The sequence below is a fragment of the Nonomuraea sp. NPDC050451 genome, from assembly GCF_044458585.1.
Genome location: NZ_JBITHZ010000001.1, coordinates 879464 through 903446, shown reverse-complemented (window position 1 = coordinate 903446; position 23983 = coordinate 879464). Strand labels below are relative to the sequence as shown.

Annotated in this window: 30 protein-coding genes; 7 read left to right on the top strand and 23 right to left on the bottom strand. The window is 69.9% G+C overall.

Features of this window, described 5'->3' with window-relative positions; translation table 11 throughout:
* Positions 1-131 precede the first annotated feature (131 nt).
* The 14 genes from ACIBI9_RS04130 to ACIBI9_RS04065 form a co-directional block, all read right to left on the bottom strand.
* Positions 132-557: a hypothetical protein gene (locus tag ACIBI9_RS04130; RefSeq protein WP_397220429.1), complete on the bottom strand. Its 426-nt coding sequence runs from the start codon at positions 555-557 to the stop codon at positions 132-134.
* Positions 558-1348: 791 nt separating this feature from the next.
* Complete coding sequence (locus ACIBI9_RS04125; RefSeq protein WP_397220428.1) at positions 1349-1888, bottom strand: helix-turn-helix domain-containing protein; 540 nt, start codon at positions 1886-1888, stop codon at positions 1349-1351.
* Positions 1885-2562 (bottom strand): hypothetical protein, encoded by a 678-nt coding sequence (locus ACIBI9_RS04120; protein ID WP_397220427.1) that lies wholly within the window; start codon positions 2560-2562, stop codon positions 1885-1887. The genes ACIBI9_RS04125 and ACIBI9_RS04120 overlap by 4 nt, the downstream gene beginning before the upstream one ends.
* Positions 2559-2762, bottom strand: a complete 204-nt coding sequence (locus ACIBI9_RS04115; protein WP_397220426.1) for a hypothetical protein — start codon at positions 2760-2762, stop codon at positions 2559-2561. The genes ACIBI9_RS04120 and ACIBI9_RS04115 overlap by 4 nt, the downstream gene beginning before the upstream one ends.
* On the bottom strand, positions 2759-3238 hold the full coding sequence (locus ACIBI9_RS04110) for a DUF6011 domain-containing protein (protein WP_397220425.1): 480 nt from the start codon (positions 3236-3238) through the stop codon (positions 2759-2761). The genes ACIBI9_RS04115 and ACIBI9_RS04110 overlap by 4 nt, the downstream gene beginning before the upstream one ends.
* A 65-nt stretch (positions 3239-3303) precedes the next feature.
* Positions 3304-3612, bottom strand: a complete 309-nt coding sequence (locus tag ACIBI9_RS04105; protein ID WP_397220424.1) for a hypothetical protein — start codon at positions 3610-3612, stop codon at positions 3304-3306.
* A gap of 20 nt (positions 3613-3632) precedes the next feature.
* Entirely contained in the window at positions 3633-4031 is a 399-nt protein-coding gene (locus ACIBI9_RS04100; protein WP_397220423.1) for a hypothetical protein, read from the bottom strand.
* A complete protein-coding gene (locus ACIBI9_RS04095) occupies positions 4028-4222 on the bottom strand; it encodes a hypothetical protein (protein WP_397220422.1) in 195 nt (64 codons plus the stop codon). Before ACIBI9_RS04095 ends, ACIBI9_RS04100 begins: the two co-directional genes overlap by 4 nt.
* The gene (locus tag ACIBI9_RS04090) at positions 4219-4977 is read right to left on the bottom strand and encodes a hypothetical protein (protein ID WP_397220421.1); all 759 of its coding nucleotides are present in this window, start codon (positions 4975-4977) and stop codon (positions 4219-4221) included. Before ACIBI9_RS04090 ends, ACIBI9_RS04095 begins: the two co-directional genes overlap by 4 nt.
* A complete protein-coding gene (locus tag ACIBI9_RS04085; protein ID WP_397220420.1) occupies positions 4977-5243 on the bottom strand; it encodes a hypothetical protein in 267 nt (88 codons plus the stop codon). Before ACIBI9_RS04085 ends, ACIBI9_RS04090 begins: the two co-directional genes overlap by 1 nt.
* A gap of 52 nt (positions 5244-5295) precedes the next feature.
* Entirely contained in the window at positions 5296-6552 is a 1257-nt protein-coding gene (locus ACIBI9_RS04080; RefSeq protein ID WP_397220419.1) for a DnaB-like helicase N-terminal domain-containing protein, read from the bottom strand.
* Positions 6549-7436, bottom strand: a complete 888-nt coding sequence (locus ACIBI9_RS04075; RefSeq protein ID WP_397220418.1) for a hypothetical protein — start codon at positions 7434-7436, stop codon at positions 6549-6551. Before ACIBI9_RS04075 ends, ACIBI9_RS04080 begins: the two co-directional genes overlap by 4 nt.
* Before the next feature lies 1 nt (position 7437).
* Positions 7438-7674, bottom strand: a complete 237-nt coding sequence (locus tag ACIBI9_RS04070) for a hypothetical protein (protein WP_397220417.1) — start codon at positions 7672-7674, stop codon at positions 7438-7440.
* 166 nt (positions 7675-7840) lie between these two features.
* Entirely contained in the window at positions 7841-8098 is a 258-nt protein-coding gene (locus ACIBI9_RS04065) for a helix-turn-helix transcriptional regulator (protein WP_397220834.1), read from the bottom strand.
* Between the two features lie 95 nt (positions 8099-8193).
* Here ACIBI9_RS04065 and ACIBI9_RS04060 point away from each other — a divergent pair, with 95 nt between their 5' ends.
* Both ACIBI9_RS04060 and ACIBI9_RS04055 read left to right on the top strand, forming a co-directional pair.
* The gene (locus ACIBI9_RS04060; protein ID WP_397220416.1) at positions 8194-8919 is read left to right on the top strand and encodes a helix-turn-helix domain-containing protein; all 726 of its coding nucleotides are present in this window, start codon (positions 8194-8196) and stop codon (positions 8917-8919) included.
* Entirely contained in the window at positions 8903-10300 is a 1398-nt protein-coding gene (locus ACIBI9_RS04055) for a tyrosine-type recombinase/integrase (protein ID WP_397220415.1), read from the top strand. Before ACIBI9_RS04060 ends, ACIBI9_RS04055 begins: the two co-directional genes overlap by 17 nt.
* Positions 10301-10339: 39 nt before the next feature.
* Here the strand turns inward: ACIBI9_RS04055 and ACIBI9_RS04050 are convergent, their stop codons facing one another.
* From ACIBI9_RS04050 to ACIBI9_RS04040, 3 genes are all read right to left on the bottom strand, one after another.
* Entirely contained in the window at positions 10340-11032 is a 693-nt protein-coding gene (locus ACIBI9_RS04050) for a DUF427 domain-containing protein (protein WP_397220414.1), read from the bottom strand.
* A 103-nt stretch (positions 11033-11135) separates the two neighbouring features.
* Positions 11136-11723, bottom strand: a complete 588-nt coding sequence (locus tag ACIBI9_RS04045; RefSeq protein ID WP_397220413.1) for a hypothetical protein — start codon at positions 11721-11723, stop codon at positions 11136-11138.
* Between the two features lie 193 nt (positions 11724-11916).
* A complete protein-coding gene (locus ACIBI9_RS04040) occupies positions 11917-12384 on the bottom strand; it encodes an adenylyltransferase/cytidyltransferase family protein (protein ID WP_397220412.1) in 468 nt (155 codons plus the stop codon).
* A 174-nt stretch (positions 12385-12558) separates the two neighbouring features.
* Here ACIBI9_RS04040 and ACIBI9_RS04035 point away from each other — a divergent pair, with 174 nt between their 5' ends.
* On the top strand, positions 12559-13002 hold the full coding sequence (locus ACIBI9_RS04035; protein WP_397220411.1) for an ATP-binding protein: 444 nt from the start codon (positions 12559-12561) through the stop codon (positions 13000-13002).
* On the opposite strand, the gene ACIBI9_RS04030 is transcribed toward ACIBI9_RS04035, so the two are convergent.
* Positions 13003-13974 carry a response regulator transcription factor gene (locus ACIBI9_RS04030; protein WP_397220410.1) on the bottom strand — a complete coding sequence of 324 codons (972 nt, stop codon included), beginning with the start codon at positions 13972-13974 and terminating at the stop codon, positions 13003-13005.
* 270 nt (positions 13975-14244) lie between these two features.
* Here ACIBI9_RS04030 and ACIBI9_RS04025 point away from each other — a divergent pair, with 270 nt between their 5' ends.
* From ACIBI9_RS04025 to ACIBI9_RS04015, 3 genes are read left to right on the top strand one after another with little or no spacing between them, the layout of a single operon-like run.
* Entirely contained in the window at positions 14245-16284 is a 2040-nt protein-coding gene (locus ACIBI9_RS04025; protein ID WP_397220409.1) for a TRAP transporter permease, read from the top strand.
* On the top strand, positions 16281-17228 hold the full coding sequence (locus tag ACIBI9_RS04020) for a TAXI family TRAP transporter solute-binding subunit (RefSeq protein ID WP_397220408.1): 948 nt from the start codon (positions 16281-16283) through the stop codon (positions 17226-17228). The genes ACIBI9_RS04025 and ACIBI9_RS04020 overlap by 4 nt, the downstream gene beginning before the upstream one ends.
* A gap of 38 nt (positions 17229-17266) precedes the next feature.
* Complete coding sequence (locus ACIBI9_RS04015; RefSeq protein WP_397220407.1) at positions 17267-17746, top strand: DUF1850 domain-containing protein; 480 nt, start codon at positions 17267-17269, stop codon at positions 17744-17746.
* Here ACIBI9_RS04015 and ACIBI9_RS04010 read toward each other — a convergent pair.
* Both ACIBI9_RS04010 and ACIBI9_RS04005 read right to left on the bottom strand, forming a co-directional pair.
* Positions 17724-18560 carry a magnesium transporter CorA family protein gene (locus ACIBI9_RS04010; RefSeq protein WP_397220833.1) on the bottom strand — a complete coding sequence of 279 codons (837 nt, stop codon included), beginning with the start codon at positions 18558-18560 and terminating at the stop codon, positions 17724-17726. The genes ACIBI9_RS04015 and ACIBI9_RS04010 overlap by 23 nt on opposite strands.
* A gap of 134 nt (positions 18561-18694) precedes the next feature.
* Positions 18695-19402, bottom strand: coding sequence for a DUF72 domain-containing protein (locus ACIBI9_RS04005; RefSeq protein WP_397220406.1), 708 nt, complete (start codon positions 19400-19402; stop codon positions 18695-18697).
* Between the two features lie 65 nt (positions 19403-19467).
* Here ACIBI9_RS04005 and ACIBI9_RS04000 point away from each other — a divergent pair, with 65 nt between their 5' ends.
* Complete coding sequence (locus ACIBI9_RS04000; protein WP_397220405.1) at positions 19468-20757, top strand: YibE/F family protein; 1290 nt, start codon at positions 19468-19470, stop codon at positions 20755-20757.
* A 13-nt stretch (positions 20758-20770) separates the two neighbouring features.
* On the opposite strand, the gene ACIBI9_RS03995 is transcribed toward ACIBI9_RS04000, so the two are convergent.
* Genes ACIBI9_RS03995 through kdgD form a run of 3 tightly spaced genes read right to left on the bottom strand, consistent with a single transcriptional unit; the run spans position 20771 to position 23928 of the window.
* Positions 20771-21628: an NAD(+)/NADH kinase gene (locus tag ACIBI9_RS03995; protein WP_397220404.1), complete on the bottom strand. Its 858-nt coding sequence runs from the start codon at positions 21626-21628 to the stop codon at positions 20771-20773.
* 57 nt (positions 21629-21685) lie between these two features.
* A complete protein-coding gene (locus tag ACIBI9_RS03990; protein ID WP_397220403.1) occupies positions 21686-23008 on the bottom strand; it encodes an enolase C-terminal domain-like protein in 1323 nt (440 codons plus the stop codon).
* Between the two features lie 5 nt (positions 23009-23013).
* A complete protein-coding gene (gene kdgD / locus ACIBI9_RS03985) occupies positions 23014-23928 on the bottom strand; it encodes a 5-dehydro-4-deoxyglucarate dehydratase (protein ID WP_397220402.1) in 915 nt (304 codons plus the stop codon).
* Positions 23929-23983 lie beyond the last annotated feature (55 nt).

Sequence of the window (23983 nt, the reverse complement as noted above, 5' to 3'; positions counted from 1 at the left end):
TCGCTCCGTGATCACCCGGCCCCCCGCCCCTGACCTGCGGGGATGTGGGGCGCCTTGGATCTTCGCCTGTCGCGCACGGTGAGCGGTTCAATCATCGTCACGATGCGTAATGTCGATCGCGTTACGCATTGTCACCATGAGCGTGACGACCTGGGTGGTGGGGTGCACTGGGGGTGACGGGGGCCTGGGCCCTGGGGGCGGGGGGCGGGGGTGCCCTGCCTGCCCTCGCCCTGTGCCGCCCGGTTGTTGTACCAGCGCGTGGCCACGGCGCGCGCGCTGGCTGGTCGCTCGGCCGCGATGCGAGCCATGACCACGTCACGACCAGGGTCGATGGTCACGATCTCGGCGTGGTGCTCGGCGTACGTGGCCAGCCACGAGGGCGTCGGCATGGAGTGGATCACGTAGATGTCTGTCGCGTGCACGTGGCGCAGCGCCTCGCGGATCGCGGCTGTCCTGGCACGGAAGGCGATGGTGCGGATGGGTTCCGGGTGGTGGTAGGGGTCGCCCTGGTGCGGCCCCGAAAGGGCCTGGGCCAGGAGGTCGTAGTCCACCACCACGTCCCCAGCTTTCGCCCTCCCCCGGACGAAAGTGCTCTTCCCCCCAGCAGGTGGCCCCGTGATCACGAAGAGCACCCTGAGCCCCCAGGTCCTGCCAGTGCGCGCCGGGCTGGTTGATCACCAGGCACGGGACTGCCGAGGGGCGGGAGGTAGCTCCCGATCCCCCTTGCTCTGGTTGCAGGCCCGGCCGCACACGGGGCAGCGGGCCCAGGTGCCATGCGCCCGGCGGAGGTATCGCAGGTCGCAGGGGTCAAGGCCCAGCGCTCTGAGGATCTTCAGTGCAGGTACGTGGTCCGCCTCGTTCGCCCCGCCCGAGTGGCCACAGATGTGGCACACGTCCGGGGCATCGGCCATGAGGCGGGCCCGCGCGCGGCGCCAGGGCCGGCCGTTACGCCCGCGGTTGCGGGTCATCAGCGGACCCGGGTTCTGGTCGTGCCGCACCGCGCGCACCGCTGTGTCTGGATACGGCCGATGACCTCGATCGTCACCCAGCGGTGGAAGAAGATGCAGGTCATCTCCCGCCATCGCATTCACACTCGTGGCCACCGCCGTGCCGCCGGGGCTTGACGCACCGGCACTCTTTGCCACCGTGGTCGGGACACCCCGATCCCCACTCGACAGGGCATAAGCGGCTGATCTGCCGGTTGGTCTTGGTCGGGAAGACGGGCCTGACCGGCTTGCCGGATGGCTTGAAGCGGGCGATGAGAATCACCGCCCGACCAGCCGATATACGCGAAAGGCCCGCGCTGTGGCGGGCCTGCGGGCATGGGTGTCCCCACGCATTTGATCTGTCAGTTCAGAAGATTAGCACCCGGCGATCGTTTTCGGTGCTTCCGAATCCTGGCTTTCTCGCAGGCGAAAACGTCCTCCAGCTTGAAGAGGTTGGACCGGCCGCGCTTCTTGCCGGGCACGGGCGCGAGGTAGCCACGGGCGCACCAGGTGTAGATCGTGGTCGGCTCGACCCCAACTTCGGCGGCGGCCTCCTCAGTGGTGAATAGGTCGTCATCGTCATCGTGCGCCATCAGCCGCCTCGCTGGGATGATCACGGCCACCTCCCGACCCACTGGACGGCCAGCCGGTCGGCGATGGCGATCTGGTCGGGGGGTGACGACGGCGTAGTGAGCAGCGCGCCAGACGGTGGCCGGGTCGGCGTTCATGGCGGCCAGCTCGTCTTCGGTGACGAGCTTGATGTGGTGGTCTCGGCTGCCGCCGTTCGGCCGGACGTCCCGACACCCGTCGCAGTGGCCGTCCTCGCCGGTGGCCGGTCGGATGCAGCGGTCGAACCTGGTCTCACACGCGCACCGGTCCATGAATTGCACGAGGTCGTTCATGACGCCTCCTCCAGGTCGTCGGCCAGGACCTGGGCGAGCCAGGGCCACTCGCCGAAGTGCCAGCGGTGGCGGATCGGCCGGTCCCGGTGGCAGGGGCAGTCTTCGTGGTCGCACTGGCAGGCGCTATTGATGCAGAGCACGACCTCCCGCTCGGGGAAGGCGCGGAGCGAGCGGGCGTCGCAGACCGGGCACCGAGCGTCGAGCCGGTGGATCGGCTCGGCGTCGCCCAAGGCGCGCGAGGCGGACCGCGAGAGCCGTACGGCTTCCGCCTCGACGTGCTCGGCGAGGTCATCGTGCGCGGCGATCCGGTCGAGCAGGCCGACCAGGCGCCCGATCCGCTCCACGGTGCTGGCGCCGGCGAGCGGCGTGATGCCGATCCGGTCGCAGGCGGCGGCCTCCAGCTCGGTGATGCTGAGGGTGATGTCGTCGAGGGTGACGAGCACGCCGAGGTCGAGCGGCGCGCGGCCGTCGCCGAGGGCAATGATTCCGCGGGCCGCGTTGGCCACCCGGTCCACGCGCTCGGCTCGGGCCAGGGTGTCCATGCGGTCGCGCTGTTCGGGTGTGAGGTCGTGCTGGCTCCATCGGCGTCGGGTGCCGGGCACGAGCGCGGCGTCGAGCTCGGGCAGCGCGCGGCGTACGGCGTCAAGCGCCTCGTAGGCGCGATCGGTCGTCAAGACACCTCCCGGGCGTCGGGGTCACGGCGGAGTCGGCGCGGGAACGGGATCACGGCGCGCGTCCCGTCGTCGAGGTAGCGGACGGCCACGTTGCGCGGGCCGCCGCCGGGCCCCCACTTCGCGAGCACGACGCAGCGGCGCGGCGGGTCGTACTGGCCGCCGAGGCGGTCGCCCGGGTCGAGGTAGGTCCGGCCGATCACAGCGCGACCTTCCCGGCGAGCAACTCGGCGTGCGCCCGGCCAACGGCCGGGGTCAGGAAGGCGGCGAGTAGGTCGGCCGGGATGCCGTCTCGGCAGTCGGGGCCGATGCCGTACGTCTTCGATAGGTCGTCCGTCAGCGCCCGACCGCACCGGCAGCACCGAGTGGTGAGCTCGGCGAACCGGCGGCCAGCGGCGACCGGGTCGGCGGCGATGACCTCGACCACCGCGTCGAGGTACGGCGCGAGGTGTTCGTGGAACCAGCGGCTGGCCCACTGCTGCCGCTCGGCGCCATGCAGGTCCTGCGGGACATCCGCCTTGAGCAGGACGGGCCCGTTCCTCGCCTTCGGCGGCCAGGCGGCGAACTGCGGCCGGCCTCGCCCAGCCTGATCCTTACGGCGCCAGTAAGTGACGGTGGTCGGGTCGTGCGGGTCCTGGATGGCGTAGAAGCCCTCGGGCAGGTCGAGTGCGTCGGTCATGAGATCCTTCCCCCGGTGACACCCCGGGCCCGATACGCGCGGGCCCGGGGCGTCGTCATCGTTGGTCACGCGGCGATGGGCAGCGGCTCCGGATACGCCTGCAGGAGTGCGGCCCACACCTCGCAGCCGTAGTCGTCTGGGACCTGGGCAGCGTTGTGCTCGGCGTGCTCTCGTTCCGCCAGCGGCTCAGCGTCGACGTGCTCGTCGCACAGGAAGGCCAGCGCGGCGGGCGGGGCGAACGAGGCCCAGGAGTGGGGCCGGGTGCCGGTGAGCTTCACGTGCGCCGCGGGGGCGAGGCAGTAGGCGTCAGGGCCTGTCTCGAAGTCGCAGCGGCCGTCGGAACCCAGCCGAGCAGGTCGAACATCGATGGACATGGTGATCTCCTTCTTAGTGGTCATCCGGCGTTGGCTGGGCTGGCGTTCATGACCCGCTGGAGCTGGCGCAGCGCTGCGAACTGATTGGAGGCGGCGAACGCCTCACGCATGAGCGCGTGGAACTCGGCGGCGGCGTACATGAGCACGTGGTTGAGGTCCACGGGCCTGAGGTGTTCGGGGAGCGCCCACCGCTCGCGGCCGTCGTCGTCGATCTTGGCGGCCACCGAGCGCATGGGCTGCGGGGTGCCGTCGTCGGCCTGGTCGGCCAGCTCGACGAGCTTGCGGAAGTCCGCGAGCAGCGCGGCCGGGTCGTACGGCTCGAAGTCCTCGGGCGCGTCCTCGACGGTGCCGGCCGTGGTCTCCAGCACGAAGTTCTTGGCGTAGTGCTCGGCGAGTGCGTCGAGCTGGGCGTTCGTCATGACTGCCTCCTCGGGTTGGCGATCTTCTCGATGTTGATCAGGATCCGGCGGAGCTGGCGGCCCTGCTCGGTGTCGGGGATGACGTCGGCCAGGTGCTCGAACGCGACCAGCGCGACCGCGCCACGGATCTGGAGGAGCGTCTCCTCGAGGTCGTTGACGCGGTCGCGAAGGCGGTTGAAGTCGCGGCTCACTGGTCGCCCTCCATCTCGTCAATCGGGATGTTGGGGCCGCGGCGAGCCTTAAGCCTGGCCTCTTCCTCGGTGAGGGGCGTGTGCCAGATGTCGGCGGCGGTCATCGGGGTGCCGTCGTCGTGGATGGCGGGGTTGCCGTCTGGCCGGTAGACGGGAGCCTGCCCCATGGGACCATCGCCCATGACCTTCCGCATCCCGAGGCGCATGAGGTCACGCGCGTTGCTCATGAAGACTTTCCCCCACGGAGAGTCGGCGATGATGGCGAGCAGCCGGTCCTGCGAGATCAGCCAGTCTCCGTAGGTGGAGGTACGGCGACCTCCACCGTCGGGCTTGGCCTCGGGGTTGTCGGCGACGAACGACAGTCGAAGATCGCAGTAGCCGCCGAGGCACTCCCAGCCGAGGATGCCGCTCTCTTCGTCCTTCTGTCGCTGGTCGTACAGGGCCCACAGGTGCTCTCGGTCCGCCCACTCGCAGGCTTCCCACACGGGCGTGCCGAGCGCCTCGGCAACCTCACTGATGAGCAGGTACTGGCTCTTGCCGCCGATGAAGTGGACGGGTGCCGAGCCGAAACCGGCGAGGTCGATCATCAGGCCCGAAGGGGCGGGCTTGATGTGGGCGTGACGCTCGAACCGCTCCAGGGCGGCGACGGCGTGGTCGATTTGCTCCTGCTCGGAGTAGTCGAGCAGGTGGCCGACGTTGCGGGCGACGACGCCGGCGGCGAAGTCGCGGAACATTGCTGTGGTCGGGATCGTCATCACTCCTTCACCGCTTCGGCCTGCTCGACCTGCTCGGCGATGACCGCGGCGAGCCGGGCCTGGATCGCGTCGAGCTGGCGGACGACCCGAACCCGGAAGGCGTCGAGCTCCGCGAGCACGTCGCGCAGATCCACGGCGTCCGACGCCGGGCGGGGGTCGGCGAAGTAGAAGTGATCGAGCTCACGCGGGATCGTGATGTGCCCGATGATGACGTCGGGAGCGTCCGGCTCGGGAGCGTCCGGCACGAGGCCGTTGGTGGTGGTCACGATCCGCTCCAGGACAGTTCGTTCGAAACGTCCACAATTTCTCCTCTTCTGGTCATGTGCCGGATGCCTCCTCGATGGGGAAGCCGCCGTCCCAGACCGGGGCCCAAGGCCACGGACTGGAGCGTTCGAGGTGATGCGGCCAGGCCCGCTCATCGCGGTCGCCACGGAACCGGCCGACGTCCACACGGTGTGGATGCTTCGAGCTCTTGCGCAGGGCGAGGCCAAACTCCGGCCAGCGGGTCCACACGCCGGAGCCGAGCGGGCGCAGGGAGCGCTGCCCGTTCTGCTCCATCGGGGCGTGTGTCTCCAGCCAGAGCGCGACGCCGTACCGCTCGCGGAAGCGGTCGAGGATTCGGGCCACCTGGCCGTTGACGGTCTCGGCTTTCTCTCCGCCCTCCAGGAAGGACTTGTACAACGGCCCGAGCGCGACGAACTGGGCGCCGGTCTCGGCGATGGCGCGCTCAACCAGGGCCTGATCGTGCGGCTTGCGCAGGTCGATGCCGCCGGGGCGGGTCCACCGCCAGCAGCGGTCATCGTCCCAGCCCTCGACGGTCCGCCCCTGGTTGACGAGCTGGCGGCCCTTGCGGCGCACGAGCGGCGGCGGGTTCTCCAAGTCGATGTACAAAGTCCGGACCGGCGTGATGCGGGCGTGCCAGCTGAACGGATGCACGCCAGCACTGAGCATGACGGTCATCTGCCTGGCCAACGTGGTCTTGCCTGCGCCCTCGGACGCGACCACGATCACGCGGTCCATCCGTTCGAGCAGGCCGGGCACGATCCAGTCGTGGCCCTGGTCGGCCTCATCGACGAAGGAGCCGAAGGTGGACAGTCCGGGGATGGCGTCGTCGGTGCCGACCGTACGCAGGGTGTTGAGCGTGGCGTCGGCCGTGGCGATCAGCTCGTCGGACTCGATGGCTGGGCTGTAGCCCATGCTGGCCAGTCGGGTGAACTCCTCGACCAGGGCACGCTTGAGACCGACCTCGCGCACGCGGCCCACGTAGAACCCAGCATTGACCGCCGTCACCACTGCCCTGGACAGCTCCGCGACGTACAGCGCGCCGCCGGCCTTGCCGATGGCGCCGGTGCGCTCAAGCTCGGCACGGACCGACATGACCTCGACCGGCACGCCCCGCTGGTAGAGGTCGGCGGCGGCCTTGAAGATCTCGCGGTGCGCCGGGCGGGCGAAGTCGGCCATGGACAGCTGCCCCGAGGCAAGCGCGGCCGCGTTCGGAGACAGGAGCATCGCACCGAGGACGGACTGCTCCGCCTCGATGTCCATCGGTGGCATGCGCGGGTCGTCGTCGTTCACCGGCCGAACTCCTCGGGAAAGGTCTCCTCGTACTCGTCCCAGGTGTTCAGCGGACCGTTGTCCGCGTCGTCGGGTTCGAGGAAGTCGTTCCAGCGTTCGCCGCTCAACCAGCCATCGGGGTGCTTGACCCGTTCCTTCGGCCTGCGCTCGCGCCGCACCTGGGCGGAGTACTGCTCTGCCCCCGCGATGATGAGCTCCGGATCCGCCCCTGCCTTGATGGCTCGGGCCCACTTGACGCGAGCTTCCTTCTTGCTGCGCTTGTTCGGGTAGGTCGACCAGAACCGCGCCCAGTCCGGGTCGTCATCGGACCCGGGCTCTGGTGGCGCCGGTTGAGGAGGCACAAGTGCGATCAGCACCGCCTCATCACCTGCGTCATGCGGTACGTCATCCGCCGCGTCAGCGGCGGGGGGTGCAGATGCAGTGTTGTGTTGTGTAGTGCTTCTGTGTGTCGGATTCCGATCGGACTCCGCAGGGATTCCGCGCGGATTCCGCGCGGAACTCCGGTCGGAATCCGATCGGCCGTCTGACTCGCTGCCCTTGGCCTTCCGCGCGGAGTCTTTCGCCCGGTAGCGCCCGACCTCCTCGGCGGACTTGTTCCACTTCAGCCAGGCCCGCACGACGTAGCCGCCATCGACCCGATCCCACAGGCCGTGCTCGACCAGCTTGGCCGCGCGCTCCTCCACGTCCGCCATGCCGACGCCGACCTGACGCGTGAGCTGGATGTCGGAGATGAAGCCGTCGTTCATGACCTGAGCCGAGAACGCCAGGCCGCGGACGAACAGCAGCTCGGCGGGTTCACCGGCGAGTGCGAGGGCGTCGTCGTAGTAATAGGTCGCTGACAGCGGCGCATACGGCCCGATGCGGCGGGTCCGTTCAAGTGCCACGTCAGGCTGCCTCGGTTTCGCCGAGGAGCTGGTGGACGCGGGCGGGCATGATGGCCCGATAGCCCTCACGGGCGAGGTGGTCGCGTGCCGCGCGCCAGCTCTCCAGCGGTCGTCCTTCGATCACGTCTCGCGGCGCGTCCACGCAGTAGTGCTCCTCGGGGTCATGGCACCCGCACCAGAGCGCGGGCAACCTCAGGGCCGCCTGCCTCCGGCGGGCTGTCCACTCGTCGTCTTCCATCTCGGGGTCCCCTTCGTGGTGCTGAGGTGCTCACGCACCTCCTCGATCGGCTGGCCGGTGTCCTTCCGTGGTCTTCCGTGTCGGCTGCCTGGGGGAATGGGGACCGCCGAGGGTCCATCGCGCGCTGCGTACGGCGCGCGCGGGGATGGGGTGAGTGCGGCCATGGCTAGCTGGCGGCCTGGTCCGCGTACTGCTTGTCCTCCCAAGCCCGCACGTCTTCGAGCTTGTAGCGGACGTGTTTGCCGATCTTCATGAAGCGTGGGCCCGTGCCCTCGGAGTTCCACTTGTAGATCGTTGAGAGCGACATATTGAAGCGTGCGGCCAGATCCTCCGGGCTCAGGTGTCGGTCCTCCGAGCTGGGTGCTGTCGGCCGTCTGGAGTTTCGCGCCGGTCTAGCACGCGGCTCAGGCTTGACCCTAGTCATCATTGCTCCTTGGCTCATTGCATGATTGCCAGAAGCAACATAGCGATCAGTGGTGGACGTTGCAACCATGCAATGAGCACCGTAGGGTTCCTGCCATGAGCCAACGAGAACCAACGCCAACCGTGACGGGGCTGATCGGCCAGAACATGCGGCGGATCCGCGAAGAGCACGGCATCGTGTTGGCCGACGTCTCGCGAGCCGCACGGGACCTGGGCCTGACATGGGACCCGTCAGCGATCTCTCGCATCGAGACAGGCAAGCGGGATCTGAACTTGGAGGAGTTTCTCGCCCTCCCCCTCGTGATGACGTTGGCCGTCAATCAGACCGTCACCCTGGTCCAACTGCTCGACGGCCTCGGGCTTGTCACCATCATGGACAGCTTCGGGCGCGGTTTCATCGGCCAGTACGTTCTTGCGATGCTCGCGGAGCCTGCATTGGCGGCCCGTCCCGATATTGCACCAGAAAAGGTCAGCGCAATCGTGAGTCGCCACCTACACATGGACAAACGGACGGCTCAGGCGAGACGTGTCGACACCGAAGAACGCTCGGTGCACCGCGAGCTCCAAGCCGTGGCCGATGAGCTGGGCGTCCATGTCGACGACGTAAAGCAGGCGACCCGGGAGCTGTGGGGCAAGTACACCATGTCCCCTTACCAGGAGCGCGAGCAGCGACTTGTTGGGTCCGGCGTCGATCTAAGCCAGCCGAACAAGGTTCGCACCCTTCGCGGGCATATCACGCGCCAAATCATGAACGAACTTCGCGAATACTTCGAGACCCGCAACAAGAAACGGAAGGAGGACGACGATGGCACGAGTTCGTGACCTCTGGCACACCACCGTCAAGGGGCCGGACGGAAAACCCGTCAAGAGAAAGACTGCAAGGCACCCGGACCTCGGCGGCAACAAGGACGCGAAGCGCTGGCTCGCCCTTTGGATTGCCCCCGATGGTCGAGAGGAGTCGAAGGCCTTCCGGGCCAAGGATCCCGCCCGCAAGCACGCCCAGAAGATGCAGGAGGACGTCGAGCGAGACGAGTACGTCGCGCCGGCCGCAGGCCGGGAGCTGTTCGGCCCGCTGGCCGGGAAGTGGATGCGTCTTCGGAAGCTCGGCGGTGGCAGTGCCGTCCGGTACGAATCCGTCAACCGCTTGCATGTTGAGCCGTGGTTCGGCGAGCGTCAAGTCCGGTCGGTGCGTCCCTCCGAAGTGCTGGAATGGCTGGTCAATCTCGCGAAGACGCACGGCCCTTCGACCCAGGAGATCGCGTTCCACATCGTGCAGGGCACGTTCGATCTGGCCGTGGCGGATGGGATGCGGAAGGACAACCCGGCGCGGTCGCCGATCATCCCTCGGATCGCGAATGACCCGAAGGAACGGGATCCATGGACCACAGAGAAGGTCTGGTCGGTGATCGACCAGCACCCGACCCCCTACCGGGCGGTCCCCATCCTGGGGGCCGGGTGTGGGCTCCGACAGGGCGAGGCGTTCGCGGTCACGGTGGACGACCTCGACTTCGAAAACGGCAAGCTGGAGATCCGGCGTCAGATCGCCCGAGTCGGCAATCTGATCGTGTTCAAGTTGCCGAAGGGCGGCAAGACGCGTACGGCGCCACTGTCCCCCGGTGTCGCCCAGGCCGTCCAAGCACATATCCGGTCGCACCCGCCAGTCGAGACGACGCTGCCATGGATGACCGAGGACGGCGAGCTTGCCGAGGACAAGGTGACGGTGCGCCTGCTGTTCGTGTGGCGCGGCCAACTGTTCGTGCCCCCGCTGGCGGAAGGAGCGCGAACCCGCTCGAACCGCGGCCTGCAGAAGACAGCCGAGGGCCTGAACTTGCGCACGTCGGTCTACAACACGCTCGTCTGGAAGGTGGCCCTGGCGCGGGCCGGCGTCATCCCCCCACCAACGAACGACGAGCGCGGCGCGCTGCTGTTCGAGGAGGCTCGAGAGGAGGGCATGCACGCGCTTCGGCACTTCTTCTCGACGACCCTCCAGGACGCCGGCGTGAACCTCGCCGGGGTCATGGACTTCATGGGGCACAGCCGGAAGGGATCACGCCTCCCGGTCACGCTCGGCGTCTATGGGCACGTGACGGAGGAGACATTCGAGGCCGCGCGGAACGCGATCGACCGGAGCCTGTTCCGCCTCCGCGCCGTTCAAGATCACACGGCATCCGGAACAGAGGCAGAACAGGCGGTCTCGCTGTGATGTTCACGGCAGGTGTAGTCGCCGGGAACAGCGCTCTGATCAGGAGAACTTCGACTTCGGGCGCTCCTGGAGCTCGCCGTCCACGTAGATGTCGAGCTTCTCGTTGTAGAACGCGATCAGCCCGGCGACCTTCGCGCTCTCCGGCAGCGGCGTGCGGTACGACCAGGCCAGGTCCTTCTGGCCGTTGACCGTCCAGTACTCCGCCGTGCCCTTGTAGGGGCAGTGGGTGGCGGTGTCGGTGTGTTCCAGCAGGTCGAGCCGTACGTCCGTCTTCGGCAGGTAGTAGCGGGCGGGCAGGCCCGTCTCGAAGAGGATGCGCGGGCTGCGGGAGTCGGCCACGGTCACGCCGTCCACCTCGACCCGCACGTGGCGCGAGCTCGCCAGGATGTCCACCCGCGTGTACGGGTCACGCGGGTGGAAGTAGACCTCCTCGTCCTCCTCGAACCAGGCGTCCATGGCGTCCCACTCGAAGCGGACGTGGCCGCGGATCTGCTCCAGCGGCGAGTCGGGATAGACGAGCGCGGCGTCGACCGCCTCCGCCGTACCCGAGGTAATGGTGTGGACCAGGCCGTCTCCCCTGCTCGGGGAGTGCTTGGTCGCGCCGGTGGCCTTGAGCGCGGACTCGTCCACGTCGGCCGCCGGGAAATAGTAGGTGGGGTAGTACGGGACCTCCCACACCAGGAGGGCGGAGGTGGAGTCGGCCACCACCCGGCCGCCGAGATAGGTCCTCACACGCTTGGCCGTTGGCTCGACGCGTACCCGGCCGCGGTTCGTGACATCCATGTCAGCGGGAACCCCGGACGCGGCAGCACTATTCCGGCCCTGCGTGCGGGCCTCAGCTCAGTCCGAACGCGGCCAGCGTCGCCCACGTCGCGGCCGTCCCGACCACGGCTCCCACGACGACCTGGGGCCAGGTGTGGTGCGCGAGCCGTACGCGCGCCCAGCACACCAGCGCGACGACGGCGGCTCCGGCGATCGCGGCCGGCCAGGCGGGCAGGACGTGGGCGAACACGACGACCGTGCCCGCCGAGACGGCGGCGTGGAAGGAGATCTTCCAGCGCAGCGTCACCGGCACGGTGACGGCCAGCGCGACCAGCATCGCGGTCACGGTGGCGACGAGCAGCGTCGGCGCGCCCATCACCACCAGCAGCGCCAGCGCGACCAGCACGGCCGCCACGGCGGCGAGCAGGGGGCCGGTGCGGCGGGCGCGGTCCACGATGTGGTGGGAGTCGAGGCGGCCCGCGCGCACGCCGACCGCGATCACCGCCGCCGGCACGCCCCCGCAGATCGCCGAGGCCACCAGACCCCATGCGGCGCCGGCCCAACCCTGGGCCAGCAGGCCGACGACGGGCGGCATGAGGATCACCAGCACTTGGGGTGCCAGCAGGTTCGTCACGCGCTTCGCCACCAGGTCGGCCGTCATGCCACGAAAGCGTAGTCGATCATGCCCTCCCACCCGCTCCCGCGCGTCCCACCCGCCCCAGGCGCCGCACCGTCACGGGCGCGACTCTCTCGCTTGGGGCGTGGGCAGGGGTCGTGGAGCGGCCTGCGGGGATAGCATCCCCGCCGCAACGCCCAGCGAGCGGCTCCCGGCGAGCACGGAGAGCCCGGGGTTGTCAGCCCTTGCCGGCCGCGTTCACGATCCGGGTCGTGGAGCGGCCGGGGATGGAGGCCATCTCCCAGCACTCGGCCCCCAGGATCGCCGCCGCCGCCGCGCGGGCGCCCGCGTGCGGGTCGCCGGCCGTGTGCGCGAGCGCCCCCGGCTGCATCGGGGCCAGCAGGTCGATGTAGTCCTCCGGCCCGTGCGCCTCCGGCGCCCCAGTGACGATGAACACGCCGGTCACGAAGCGGAGCGCGGCCAGCACCTCGGCCCGCTCCTCGGCCGGGTTGAGCGGGCGGCTCGGCCCCTTCCAGGCACGCACCCGGGGATCGTCCTCGACGCCGACGACCAGCGGCAGGCCGCGATCGGCGACCGCGCCCAGGTAGCGCACGTGGCCCACGTGCAGGATGTCGAAGACGCCGGTCACGACCGCCGCCCCCGCCCGGTCGTACGGTTGCACCCAGACGGCCTCCAGGCTGCTCACGCGACCTCCCACGCTCTCCCCTATGGCCTAGACGACTCGTCGATCGCAGCGTACTCGGTCGGCGTCGGCGGTCGTGCAGCCGACCTCGGGCAAGGTCATTCCTACCTTTTCGCGATAATCTCCGGCCCACCACCGGCGCGTCTCATAACGTCACCGGATTTGGGGGAGGTCGCCGTGGCACCGCCGGACTTTCACAGCGTCGACGGAGGCGACTCCCGTGATCTCGTGGCCCGGCTCCCGGGCGTCCCGTCGCAGGTGGCCAGAGCCCGGGGGCTCGTGACGGCCGCGCTCGGCCGCGACCACCCCCTGTACGACGACGCGGCCCTGCTCACCAGCGAACTGGCCACGAACGCGATCCTGCACACCAGGTCAGGGGCGGGCGGGTCGTTCACGGTGACCGTGAGCAGCTCGGAGACGGCGGTGCGGGTGCTCGTGTCGGACTCGGGGTCCGACGGGCCGCCGTGCGTGTGCCGTACGAGCACGCAGTCCACCAGCGGGCGCGGCCTGCCGCTGATCGAGGCGCTCAGCCACCGCTGGGGCTTCACCCGCGAGGACGGCACGACGACGGTCTGGTTCGAGCTCCTGTGGTCCCACCTCTCGGCCGGGATGGCCGTCTGACTAGACGTCGAGGCGGCACAGGCCCTCGGCGAGGGCCTTGGTGGTCAGGCGGGTACGGCTGTCGCAGCCGAGCTTGGCGAAGATGTGCTCCAGATGGGTCGTCACCGTGCGCACGCTGAGCACCAGCGCGGCGGCGATCTGCGGGTTGGAGTCACCGGCCGCCACCCGGGTGAGCACGTCCACCTCGCGCCCCGTCAGGTCGTACGGCAGCGGGCACGGCCGTTCGGCCACGACCGCGCCCTGGAGCGCCCCCTGGAACCCGACCCCGGCCCTGAGCAGCCGTAACTCGTGCCAGTGCCCCTCGCGGTCGAGCCAGAGCCCGTGCCTGCTCAGCTCCCGCGAGTCGATGAACGCCCGGGCGAACGCGGCCATCGCCGGATCCTCCCGCAGCACGGCCGACGCCTCGTGGCCCGGCACCTCGCGCCGCGTCCCCACCCGGTCGAAGGCGACCGCCCGGAAGTCCGGCGGCAGCCCGACCGGGTCGATCACGCACCTGGTCAGGTCGGTGACGTGGGCGAGCATCGGGCTGATCGCGACGACCAGCGCGCCCGTGAGCCGGGGGAAGGAGTCCTTCGTGGTCAGGTGGAGCAGCCCCGTGTAGCGGCCCTCGCTCAGGAACAGCGGCGCCGTCAGCCCCGCCCGCCAGCCGTAGGGGGCGAGGTGGCGCCGGAAGTAGCGCTCGGTGCCCGGCTCCGGCATGATCACCGGCGCGCGGGTGGCGATGGCCCTGTGGCACGCCTCCAGCCCCGCGTATTCCTCGGCCGCGTCGTGGTCGATGCGCGGATGGCCGTCGGACACGACGCTGTGGTGCCGCCCCGTGGCCGGATCGAACGCGACGAACTCGTACGCGTCCACCGGGACCACCCGGCGCAGCGCCGCCATCGCCGCGTGGGCGCCGCCGCTGCCCGCGACCTGGTAGCCCACCTCGGCGAACGCCTGGAGCTGGCGGAGGTCAAGGGTGATCTCGGCCACCGAGCCTTTATATCATTTGCCAAACCTTGAGGTCTTCTTGAAACTTTTTTTCACGAGCGCCCGGACGTCCCGGTGAGGGGCACGCGGCGGCCGGCCGGGCACCGAGGGTCGGGGGCGCCGGCTGGGCTCGCCGCGGGGGCGCGCGAGGCGGCGAGCGGATTCGGGACCTTTGTTCCGGGCCTAGGAAATCGAAAAGATAACGGACTCTTCCCTCCGCGCGTTACCGGCTCGTAAAGTCCGCTGCAACGCCGTGTCGGGGGAGGATGTGTCTTGACCGAGCTGAGCGACCGTGAGGCCGAGCTTGTTTCCGCGCACGAACAGGAACGCCCCGCGCGGCAACTCGGCGGGCCTCTACGGCTCGGCGTGTGGATCGTGGGCGGATTGCTGTCGGTTTATTCGCTGGTGGTGGTGTTCCGGCCGGTAGAGGCATTGGAACACCGGATGACGTTCCTGGCGGTGGCGCTGCCGCTGGTCTTCCTCTGCTACCGGTCGGGCTGGCCGTCATTCGTGGCGCGGATGTTCCGGCGCGGCGCCCCCGCGAGCCCGCCCCCTGACACACCGGCGAAGGACGACCCGCTCGCGGGCGTGTCGAGAGCCGTGGCGCACCCGGAGGGGACGCGGCGGCCGGAGCGGCCGACCGTGGCCGACTGGCTGCTCGCCGCCGCCTCGCTGGCCGTGCTGGTCTATCCGCTGCTCGACATCGACGGGTTCCGCAACCGGGGCTCCGGCGCCGCACTGACGGACCTCGACATCGTGGCGGGCCTGGCGCTGACGGTGCTGCTCCTGGAGGCGGTACGGCGGACCGTCGGCTGGTCCCTGGCCATCATCTGCATCATTTTCCTGATTTATGCCTATTACGGTGCATATTTGCCGATTGACTGGACTATCGGGCACCGCGGCTTCGACCTCGGCCAAATCGTGTCCCAGCTCTACACCGGCACCGAGGGCTTCTTCGGCGTCCCCATGCAAGTGGCCGCCAGTTACATCATCCTTTTCACGATTTACGGCGCCGTCCTCGACTATTCGGGCGCGAGCAAGTTCTTCATCGACCTGAGCTTCGCCGCCTTCCGCAAGTCCCGCGCCGCCCCCGGCCGCACCGTCACCACGGCCGGCTTCCTGCTCGGCACCGTGTCGGGCTCCGGCGTGGCCACCACGGTCAGCCTGGGCAGCGTCGCCTGGCCGGTGCTCCGGCGGGCCGGCTACCCGAAGGAGCCGGCGGGCGGCATCCTCGCGGCCGGCGGCATCGGCGCCATCCTGTCGCCGCCCACGCTGGGCGCGGCGGCGTTCATCATCGCCGAGTACCTGAGGGTCAGCTACCTCGAGGTGCTCCTGTACGCGACGATCCCCACGCTGCTGTACTACCTGGGCATCTTCCTGGCCATCGAGATCGACTCGCGCCGCTTCAGCACCCGTGCCGTGCAGGTGGACGCGCCCAAGGCGGGCAAGCTGCTGCTGCGCTTCGGCTACCACTTCAGCTCGCTCATCCTCATCATCGTGCTGATGGCGCTGGACCGCTCGGCGTTCCAGTCCGTGGTGATCGCCACCGCCATCGCGTTCGCGCTGTCGTTCCTCGACCCGCAGCACCGCATGGGCCTCAAGCGCACCGGGCAGGCGCTGGCCAAGGGCACGCTGGAGGTGCTGCCCGTGACCGCGGTCTGCGCGGCGGCGGGCATCATCGTCGGCGTCATCACGCAGACCGGCCTCGGCCTGAACCTCAGCGCGATCATCGTGGACTTCGCCGCGGGCAACCTCGTGCTGACCACGCTCATGTCCGGCATCGCGGTCATGCTGCTGGGCCTGGCCGTGCCGGTGACCGCGAGCTTCATCATCGCCGCGGTGATCATCGGCCCGGCGCTCACGACGCTCGGTGTGACGCAGGCCGAGGCGTACATGTTCGTCTTCTACTACGCGGTGCTGTCGGAGGTGAGCCCGCCCACGGCGCTGTCCGCGGTCGCGGCGGCCGCGATCACCGGCGGCAACACGTACAAGACGATGATGATGACCTGGCGCTACACGCTGCCGGCGTTCCTGGTGCCGTTCGCCTTCGTGCTGACGCCCAACGGGCAGGCGCTGCTCGGGCAGGGGCCGATCGGCACCGTGCTGCTGATGACCGTCGTCTCGGCCGTCGCCGTGGCGGCCCTCGCCCTCGCGACCGGCGGCATGAGCGGATGGCCCGAGCGCGTGCTCGCCGCGATCGCCGCGGTGCTGCTGCTCTTCCTCGAACCCGTTCCCATCGTCGCCGGTCTGGCCGTCCTGGCCGTGGCCGGAGCCGTGCACCTCGTCAGAAGTAGGAGAAGGGACCCAGCGTGAAGCGGATCTTTGCGATAGTGGCCGTCGCCGTCCTGACCGCGGCCGGCTGCGGCGGAGGTGGCGCGGGCGGCTCCGGCAACCGGCTGTCGATCGCCACGGGCGGCACGACGGGCGTCTACTACGTGTACGGCGGCGGCCTGGCCAAGCTGCTGTCGTCCAGCATCCCCAACACCCAGGCCACGGCGTCGGTCACCTCGGCCTCCGTCGAGAACATCAAGCTGCTCGCCTCCGGCAAGGCCGACATCGGCTTCTCCCAGTCCGACACGGCGGCCGACGCGGTCAACGGCAAGGACACCTTCACCTCGAAGCAGCCCATCAAGGCCCTCGCCCGCATCTACGACAACTACACGCAGCTCGTGATCGCGCCCGGCGTCAGGGCGGCCAAGGTGGCCGACCTGAAGGGCAAGCGCGTCTCGCTCGGCCCGGCCAACTCCGGCACCCAGGTCGTGGCCAGGCGCGTCCTGCAGGCGGCCGGGATCAACCCGGACAACGACATCACCAAGCAGCAGCTGTCGATCAACGAGTCGGTGCAGGCGGTCAAGGACGGCACGATCGACGCGTTCTTCTGGGTCGGCGGCCTGCCCACGGCCGGCATCACCGATCTGGCCACGAGCAAGCCGGACGTGAAGGTGCTCGACACGAGCGACGTGCTGACGAGCATGCAGTCGACGTACGGCCAGCAGTACGTCGGCCTCGACGTGGACCTGTCCGTCTACAAGCTGTCCGGCTCGATCAAGACCGTCGGCATCGCGAACGTGCTGCTGGTGCCCGACAAGATGAGCGAGCAGCTCGCCTACGACATCACCAAGACCCTGTTCGAGAAGAAGGCCGAGCTGGCGGCCGTGCACCCGGAGGCCAAGAAGCTCGACGTCATGCTGGGCCAGCAGGTGGCGCCGGTCGAGCTGCACCCCGGCGCGGCCCGCTACTACAAGGAAAAGGCCTGACGAGGCTGCTCGCGGCGCTCGCGACGGCACTCACGGCGGTGGCGGCGCTCTGCTCCGGCGGGAGCGCCGGGCGCCTCACCGTGAACGGCCTGCCCGTCGTCGCGGGCGCCTTCTCGATCGGGTACGTGCACTCGATCTACAAGGCGCCCTCCGCGGAGGTGTTCACCGTGGAGGGCCGCCGGTTCACCATGCGGGCGGTCGTCTCGACCAACGAGAGCGTGCTGGAGTACTACGCGCTCGACGGGACGCGGGTGCGGACCCCGGAGGGCACGTGGGTGCTGCGCCTGGCCGTGCCCGCCACCTACGAGGAGCTGTCCCTGCTCACCACGTCGATCGGCCGCCGGACCCTCATCTCGGGCGGCCGCTGCCTGCCCCTGTTCCCGGCGGACGGCGCCGCTCGGGTGCGGCTGGCCCTGGAGGAGCGGCCTGACGCGCGGAGTGGCCCCTGCCGCCCGCCCTACGACCTGGCCGCGCTGCGATGGGCCCCGCGGGCGCTCACAGCCAGTCCTTCTTCTTGAACACCACGTACAGACACCCGGACACGCCGGCCACCAGCATCGTGGAGATCCAGAATCCCCACGACTGACCCTCGCCCGGGTAGGGCACGTTCTGCCCGTAGTAGCCGGTGATCAAGGTGGGCACGGCGATGATCGCGGCCCAGCTGGTGAGCCGCTTCATGATCTCGTTCAGCCGGAAGCCCTGCTGGGCGAGGCGGGTCTCGCGGACGTTCGCGAGCATGTCGCGGATGGTCTCGACCCATTCCGCCACGCGCAGCACGTGGTCGTTGACGTCCTGGTAGTACGGGGCCATGGCGGGCTCGTCGATGAAGTCCTGGTCGCGGTGGAGCAGGGTGCCGACCACCTCGCGCATCGGCATCGAGATCTTGCGGAGCCGGGCGGTGTTCTTGCGCAGCTCGTACATCCTGCGCTGCAGCGCCCTGCCGTCATGGTGGCCGTCCTCGTCGAACAGCGACTCCTCCAGCGCCTCCGCCTGGGTGTCGAGGTCCTGCACCAGGTCGAACTGGCTGTCGACCACGTAGTCGAGCAGCCCGTGCAGCAGGAACGCCACGCCATGACCGGCCAGCCGGGTGTTGGCGTCCCAGCGCTTGATCACGTCCCGGATGTCGAAGTGGTCGTTCTCGCGGACGGTGACCAGGGCGTTCCTGGTGACGAAGATGTTCACCTCGACGGGATCGAGCTGCCCTTCGTCGAAGTGCACCCCGTAAACAGTGATGAACAAGTGATTGTCGTATATATCGACCTTCGGCCGCTGATGGTCGGACAGCACGTCCTCAACCGCCAGCTCGTGCAGCCCCAGCTCCTCACTGATCACGCCGAGGTCGGCAGGCGAAGGACAGCACAGGTCGAACCAGACCGTGTTGCCGGGATCCTCCACATAGTCGGAGACCTCCTCGATCGGAAAACCTTCTTTTTCGAGGACGCCGTTTCTGTACAGACGTGTGTGCACTAGCCGAGTCTGGCAAATCGCCTCGCGTTACGCACAGCGGCTCCTCCAGGATCGTTGTTGAAGTAGACGTACACGTCCCGCCAGCCCGCCTCGTGCAGGCGTCTCGCCCACGTCTTCAGCGCGGTGTCGCCGTACGACCAGCGGGACGGCCCCTCGTGCATGCGCACGTAGCCCCACTCCGCGGTGCGCCAGAGCGGGCTCTGCGGCTTGCCCAGCCGGTCGGCCCAGCACAGCGCGGCCTCGTGCGCGCTCAGGAGCTCGCGGACCTCCTCCGTCCACCACGACTCGTGCCGCGGCTCCACGGCCACCCGCACGCCCGCGGGGAAGCAGCGCAGGCACCGGTCGAGCCGGTCCACGTCGACCTTCAGCGTGGGCGGCAGCTGCAGCAGGATCGGCCCGAGCTTGTCCTTCAGCTCCGAGGCGCGGCTCATCAGGCGCTCCACCGGCTCCTCGGGGTCGGCCAGCCGCTTGATGTGGGTCAGGAACCTGCTGGCCTTGACCGCCATCACGAACCCGTCCGGCGTGCGGTCCCGCCAGGCCGCGAACGTCTCGGGGCTCGGCAGCCGGTAGAACGCGTTGTTGCTCTCGACGGTCGGGAACTCCGCCGCGTACGCCTCCAGCCAGAGCCGCTGCGGGACCTTCTCCGGATAGAGCACTCCGCGCCAGTCCTTGTACTGCCACCCCGAGGTACCCACCAGCCACGACATGCTTTACGCCTACCCAGCGGGCCTGGGTGCAGTACTGTCGTCAGCCAAGGAGGACGTTTACTTCGATGGGCGCCAATCACGCGCATCCCCCCAGCTCCCGGCGTACGGTGATGGCCGGCCTGGCCGTGCTGGTGCCGCTGGCGATCATCACCCTGGCCGGCCTGCTGTGGCTCTGGCCCGACGGGACGGTGAGCACCGGCACCGCCGAGTCCAGCGTGCAGCGGGTGACCGGGACGATCACCGGCGTCACGCTCAAGAAGTGCCCCGCCGTCACGGACGGCGCGCCCGAGCCCGACCCGGCCACCTGCGGCAACGCCGACGTCCGCGTCGAGGGCGGCCAGACGGTCACGCTCCGGCTGCCCAGCGGGCCCGGGGCCCAGCGCTTCGCCGCGGGCGACGACGTGATCCTGCTGCGCGACGCGGACGGCAACCACCAGATCTCCGACCACGACCGGTCGACGCCGCTGTGGCTGTTCGGGGCGGCCTTCGCGCTGGCGGTCATCGCCTTCGGCCGCTGGCGCGGGGTGACGGCGCTGGTGGGGCTGGCGGTCACGTTCGTGCTGCTGCTGACGTTCGTCATCCCCGGCATCCTGGAGGGCGAGCCACCCCTGCTGGTGGCCATCGTGGGCGCCTCGGCGATCATGCTGATGGTCCTCTACCTCACCCACGGCTTCTCGCTGGCCACGTCGATGGCCGTGCTGGGCACGCTGGCCAGCCTGGCGCTGACGGGCGTGCTGTCGTACGGGGCGCTGGGGTTCGCCCGGCTCAACGGCATCACCGACGACAGCGCGCTGGCGCTGGACATGAGCCTGAAGATCGACACGCAGGGCCTGCTGCTGGCCAGCATCATCATCGGCGCGCTGGGGGTGCTCGACGACGTCACGGTCACGCAGGCCGTCACGGTGGCCGAGCTGGCCCACGCCAACCCCTCGTACGGCTTCGCCCGCCTCTACCGGGCGGCCGGCCGCATCGGCCGGGCGCACATCGCGTCGGTGATCAACACGATCATCCTGGCGTACGCGGGGGCGTCGCTGCCGCTGCTGCTGCTGTTCAGCATCGGGCAGCAGCCGCTGGGGGAGGTGCTGACGACGCCGGTCATCGCCCAGGAGATCGTCCGCAGCATCGTCGGCACGCTGGGGCTCATCGCCGCCGTGCCCATCACCACGGCGCTGGCGGCCCTGACGGCCTCCCGTCACCACCCGGAGGAGGACGCCGAGGAGCCTCCCGCCCGGCGGGACGCGGAGGAGAGCTTCTTCACGCCGCACGCCCACCAGCACGGCCCCGCCCAACCTCCGTACGAGCGGCCGGATGTCGGTGAGCGCCCCGCCCGGCACCGCCGCCGGGCAAGCACCTGAGCGCGGCCGCCCGTCAGAGGGCCTCGGCGCTGCCGTCCACCCGCAGCTTGCGCCGGGCCCGCTCGTAGAACGTGGTGCCCAGCCGGACGACCTTCGCCGCCCCCGGCCACGCGGCCACGGTGACGGTGTCGCCGGGGCACAGGTGGGCCACCACGGCCCCGTCGACCTCCACCGCCAGCCGCCCGCTGGTGGGCAGCACCTCCAGCGTGACCTCCTCGTCGGCGGGCAGCACCAGCGCCCGGTTGAACGACGAATGGGCGGCGGCCGGCACCACCAGCACCGCCTCCACCCGGGGCGAGATGATGGGCCCGCCGGCCGAGAAGCTGTAGGCGGTCGAGCCCGTGGAGGTCGCCACGATCACCGCGTCGGCCGCGAATCGCACGAAGTCGCTGCCCGCCGGGGTGACGGCGATCGCGGCCAGCCCTTCCCCGGGGATCCGGACCAGCGCGATGTCGTTGAACGCGGTCACGTCCGTGCCCCCGAGCCGGCTCTTGATCGCCATACGCGGCTCGATCGTGTAGCGGTGCTCGTCGATGGCCGACAGCGTGCCGGCCAGCTCGTCCACGTCGATCTCGGCCAGGAAGCCGAGCTTGCCGAGGTTGACCCCCAGGATGGGCGTGGGCCGGCCGGCCAGCAGTCGCATGGTCCGCAGCATCGTGCCGTCGCCGCCCAGCCCGACCAGCAGGTCGGCGCGCTCGACGAGGGCGTCGGCGTCCACGGGCACGGCGGTGCAGTCGATCCGCCCCACTTCCTCGGGCAGCCCGAGCACGGTGGCGCCCTTGTCAGCGGCCCAGCGCAGGATGGTGTCTATCGCCTTCTTGGAGTCGCGCTGGGGATGCAGCACCAGCCCGACCGTCCCGACCATGCCCATGAGGCCAACACTAGGCCAGCCGCCATGGGCCGGTCGGCATGGACCCTGCCGAATCCGTCAGCGGACGAGGCAGGGACGCTTCGGGTCGAAGACCCAGTCCTTCACCAGATACCGCATGGCCACGGAGTCGTCGCGGGCGCCGAGGCCGTGGCGGAGGTAGAGCTCATGCGCCTCGGCCAGGGCCGCGCGGTCGAGCTCGACGCCGAGCCCGGGGGTCGTCGGCACCTCGATCGCGCCGTCCGTGATCCGGAACGGCCTGGTCGTGAGGGCCTGGCCGTCCTGCCAGATCCAGTGCGTGTCCAGCGCCGTGATCTCCCCCGGGGCCGCCGCTCCGACATGCGTGAACATCGCCAGCGAGATGTCGAAGTGGTTGTTGGAGTGGGAGCCCCAGGTCAGCCCGAAGTCGTGGCAGAGCTGGGCGACGCGGACGGACCCGGCCATGGTCCAGAAGTGCGGGTCGGCCAGCGGGATGTCCACCGCTCCCGCGCGTACGGCGTGGGCCATCTCCCGCCAGTCGGTGGCGATCATGTTCGTCGCGGTGGGCAGCCCGGTGGCCCGCCGGAACTCGGCCATCGTCTCCCGGCTGGAGAAGCGGCCCTCGGCCCCGCACGGGTCCTCGGCGTAGGCCAGGACGCCGCCCAGCCCGCGGCACAGCCGTACGGCGTCGGCGAGCAGCCAGCCGCCGTTGGGGTCGAGGGTGACGCGCGCCTCGGGGAAGCGGCGGGCCAGCGCCGTGACCGCCTCGATCTCCTCCTCGCCGGCCAGCACGCCGCCCTTGAGCTTGAAGTCGGCGAAGCCGTACCGCTCCTGGGCGGCCTCGGCCAGCGCGACCACCGCGTCGGGCGTGAGCGCCTCCTGGCGGCGCAGCCGGGACCAGCGGTCCTCGCCCGCGTCGTCCACCCGGTAGGGCAGGTCGGTCCTGCCCGGGTCGCCGACGTAGAAGAGGTAGCCCAGCATCGGCACCCGGTCCCGCTGACGGCCCTCGCCGAGCAGGTCGGCCACCGGCAGGCCCAGATACTGGCCGTGCAGGTCGAGCAGGGTGGACTCCAGGCCGGTGACCGCGTGCACGGTGGTGCGCAGGTCGAAGGTCTGGGCGCCGCGCCCGCCCGCGTCCCGGTCGGCGAACCGCTCGGACACCGACCGCAGCAGGCCGCGGTAGCGGGCCACGGGCTCGCCCACCAGCAGCGCGCCCGCCTCCTCGACGGTGCGGCGGATCGCCTCGCCGCCGGGCACCTCGCCGAGGCCGGTGCGCCCGTCGGAGTCGGTGGTGATGACGACGTTGCGGGTGAAGAACGGGCCGTGGGCACCGCTGAGGTTGAGCAGCATGCTGTCGTACCCGGCCACCGGGACGACCTCGACGCGCTGGATGGTGGGAGACATGGCGCCTAGCTGATCTTGTTGATGAGGGCGGCCAGCTCGGCCTGCTCGCCGTCGGTGAGGTTCTGCAGCGGCGGCCGGACGGGGCCCGCCGGGCGCCCGACGGCGGCCAGGCCCGCCTTGATGATCGAGACGGCGTACCCCTTCTGCCGGTCGCGGATGTCCAGGTACGGGATCACGAACTCCTTGATCCGCCGGTAGACGGCGTCCCGGTTCTGGGCGCGCACGTCGGCGTAGAAGTCGAGCGCGTACTGCGGGACGAAGTTGAAGATCGCCGAGGAGTAGGTGCTCATGCCGAGCTGCAGCAGCGGCAGCGCGAACGTCTCGGCCGTGGGCAGGCCGCCGATGTAGGCCAGGCGGTCGCCGACGGTGGCGTAGATGCGGGTGAGGTTCTCGATGTTGCCGACGCCGTCCTTGAACCCGACGAGGTTGGGGTTGCGGTCGGCCAGGGCCTCGACGGCGCGGTCGTTCAGGATCGCGTTGGCCCGGCTGTAGACGATCACGCCCAGATTGGTGGCGCGGCACACCGCGGAGACGTGCTCCACCAGGCCCGCCTGCCCGGCCTCGGTGAGGTAGGGGGGCATGAGCAGCAGCCCGTCGGCCCCGGCGGCCTCGGCGGCCTGAGCCTGCGCGACGGCGTTCGCGGTGCCGCCGGTGGCGGGGGCCACGACCGGCAGCCTGCCGTTCACCTCGCCGACCGCCGCCCGAACCACCTGGTCGATCTCGGCGGGGGTCAGCGAGAAGCCCTCGCCGGTGCCGCCCGCGGCGAACAGACCGGCCACGGGGTACGCGCTCAACCAGGACAGGTGGTCACGGTAACCCGCCTCGTCGAACTCCAGCTCCTGCGTGAAATGGGTGACAGGGAACGACAGCAGGCCGCTCTTGAGCTGGGCGGCGAGCTCCTGGGGCGAGAAATTCGGCATGAACGTCCTCTGTTGACACGCGGCCCGTGGGATCCCCCGCACCGCCGGTAAAGGT

Bases quoted from the DNA above. Each gene is read 5' to 3' on its own strand.
- ACIBI9_RS04070 (WP_397220417.1), bottom strand. From the start codon at position 7,674: ATGGAAGACGACGAGTGGACAGCCCGCCGGAGGCAGGCGGCCCTGAGG.
- ACIBI9_RS04105 (WP_397220424.1), bottom strand. From the start codon at position 3,612: ATGTCCATCGATGTTCGACCTGCTCGGCTGGGTTCCGACGGCCGCTGC.
- ACIBI9_RS04110 (WP_397220425.1), bottom strand. From the start codon at position 3,238: ATGACCGACGCACTCGACCTGCCCGAGGGCTTCTACGCCATCCAGGAC.
- ACIBI9_RS03995 (WP_397220404.1), bottom strand. From the start codon at position 21,628: ATGGGCATGGTCGGGACGGTCGGGCTGGTGCTGCATCCCCAGCGCGAC.
- ACIBI9_RS04000 (WP_397220405.1), top strand. From the start codon at position 19,468: ATGGGCGCCAATCACGCGCATCCCCCCAGCTCCCGGCGTACGGTGATG.
- ACIBI9_RS04125 (WP_397220428.1), bottom strand. From the start codon at position 1,888: ATGAACGACCTCGTGCAATTCATGGACCGGTGCGCGTGTGAGACCAGG.
- ACIBI9_RS03990 (WP_397220403.1), bottom strand. From the start codon at position 23,008: ATGTCTCCCACCATCCAGCGCGTCGAGGTCGTCCCGGTGGCCGGGTAC.
- ACIBI9_RS04045 (WP_397220413.1), bottom strand. From the start codon at position 11,723: ATGACGGCCGACCTGGTGGCGAAGCGCGTGACGAACCTGCTGGCACCC.
- ACIBI9_RS04100 (WP_397220423.1), bottom strand. From the start codon at position 4,031: ATGACGAACGCCCAGCTCGACGCACTCGCCGAGCACTACGCCAAGAAC.
- ACIBI9_RS04065 (WP_397220834.1), bottom strand. From the start codon at position 8,098: ATGACTAGGGTCAAGCCTGAGCCGCGTGCTAGACCGGCGCGAAACTCC.
- ACIBI9_RS04060 (WP_397220416.1), top strand. From the start codon at position 8,194: ATGAGCCAACGAGAACCAACGCCAACCGTGACGGGGCTGATCGGCCAG.
- ACIBI9_RS04005 (WP_397220406.1), bottom strand. From the start codon at position 19,402: ATGTCGTGGCTGGTGGGTACCTCGGGGTGGCAGTACAAGGACTGGCGC.
- ACIBI9_RS04055 (WP_397220415.1), top strand. From the start codon at position 8,903: ATGGCACGAGTTCGTGACCTCTGGCACACCACCGTCAAGGGGCCGGAC.
- kdgD (WP_397220402.1), bottom strand. From the start codon at position 23,928: ATGCCGAATTTCTCGCCCCAGGAGCTCGCCGCCCAGCTCAAGAGCGGC.
- ACIBI9_RS04090 (WP_397220421.1), bottom strand. From the start codon at position 4,977: ATGACGATCCCGACCACAGCAATGTTCCGCGACTTCGCCGCCGGCGTC.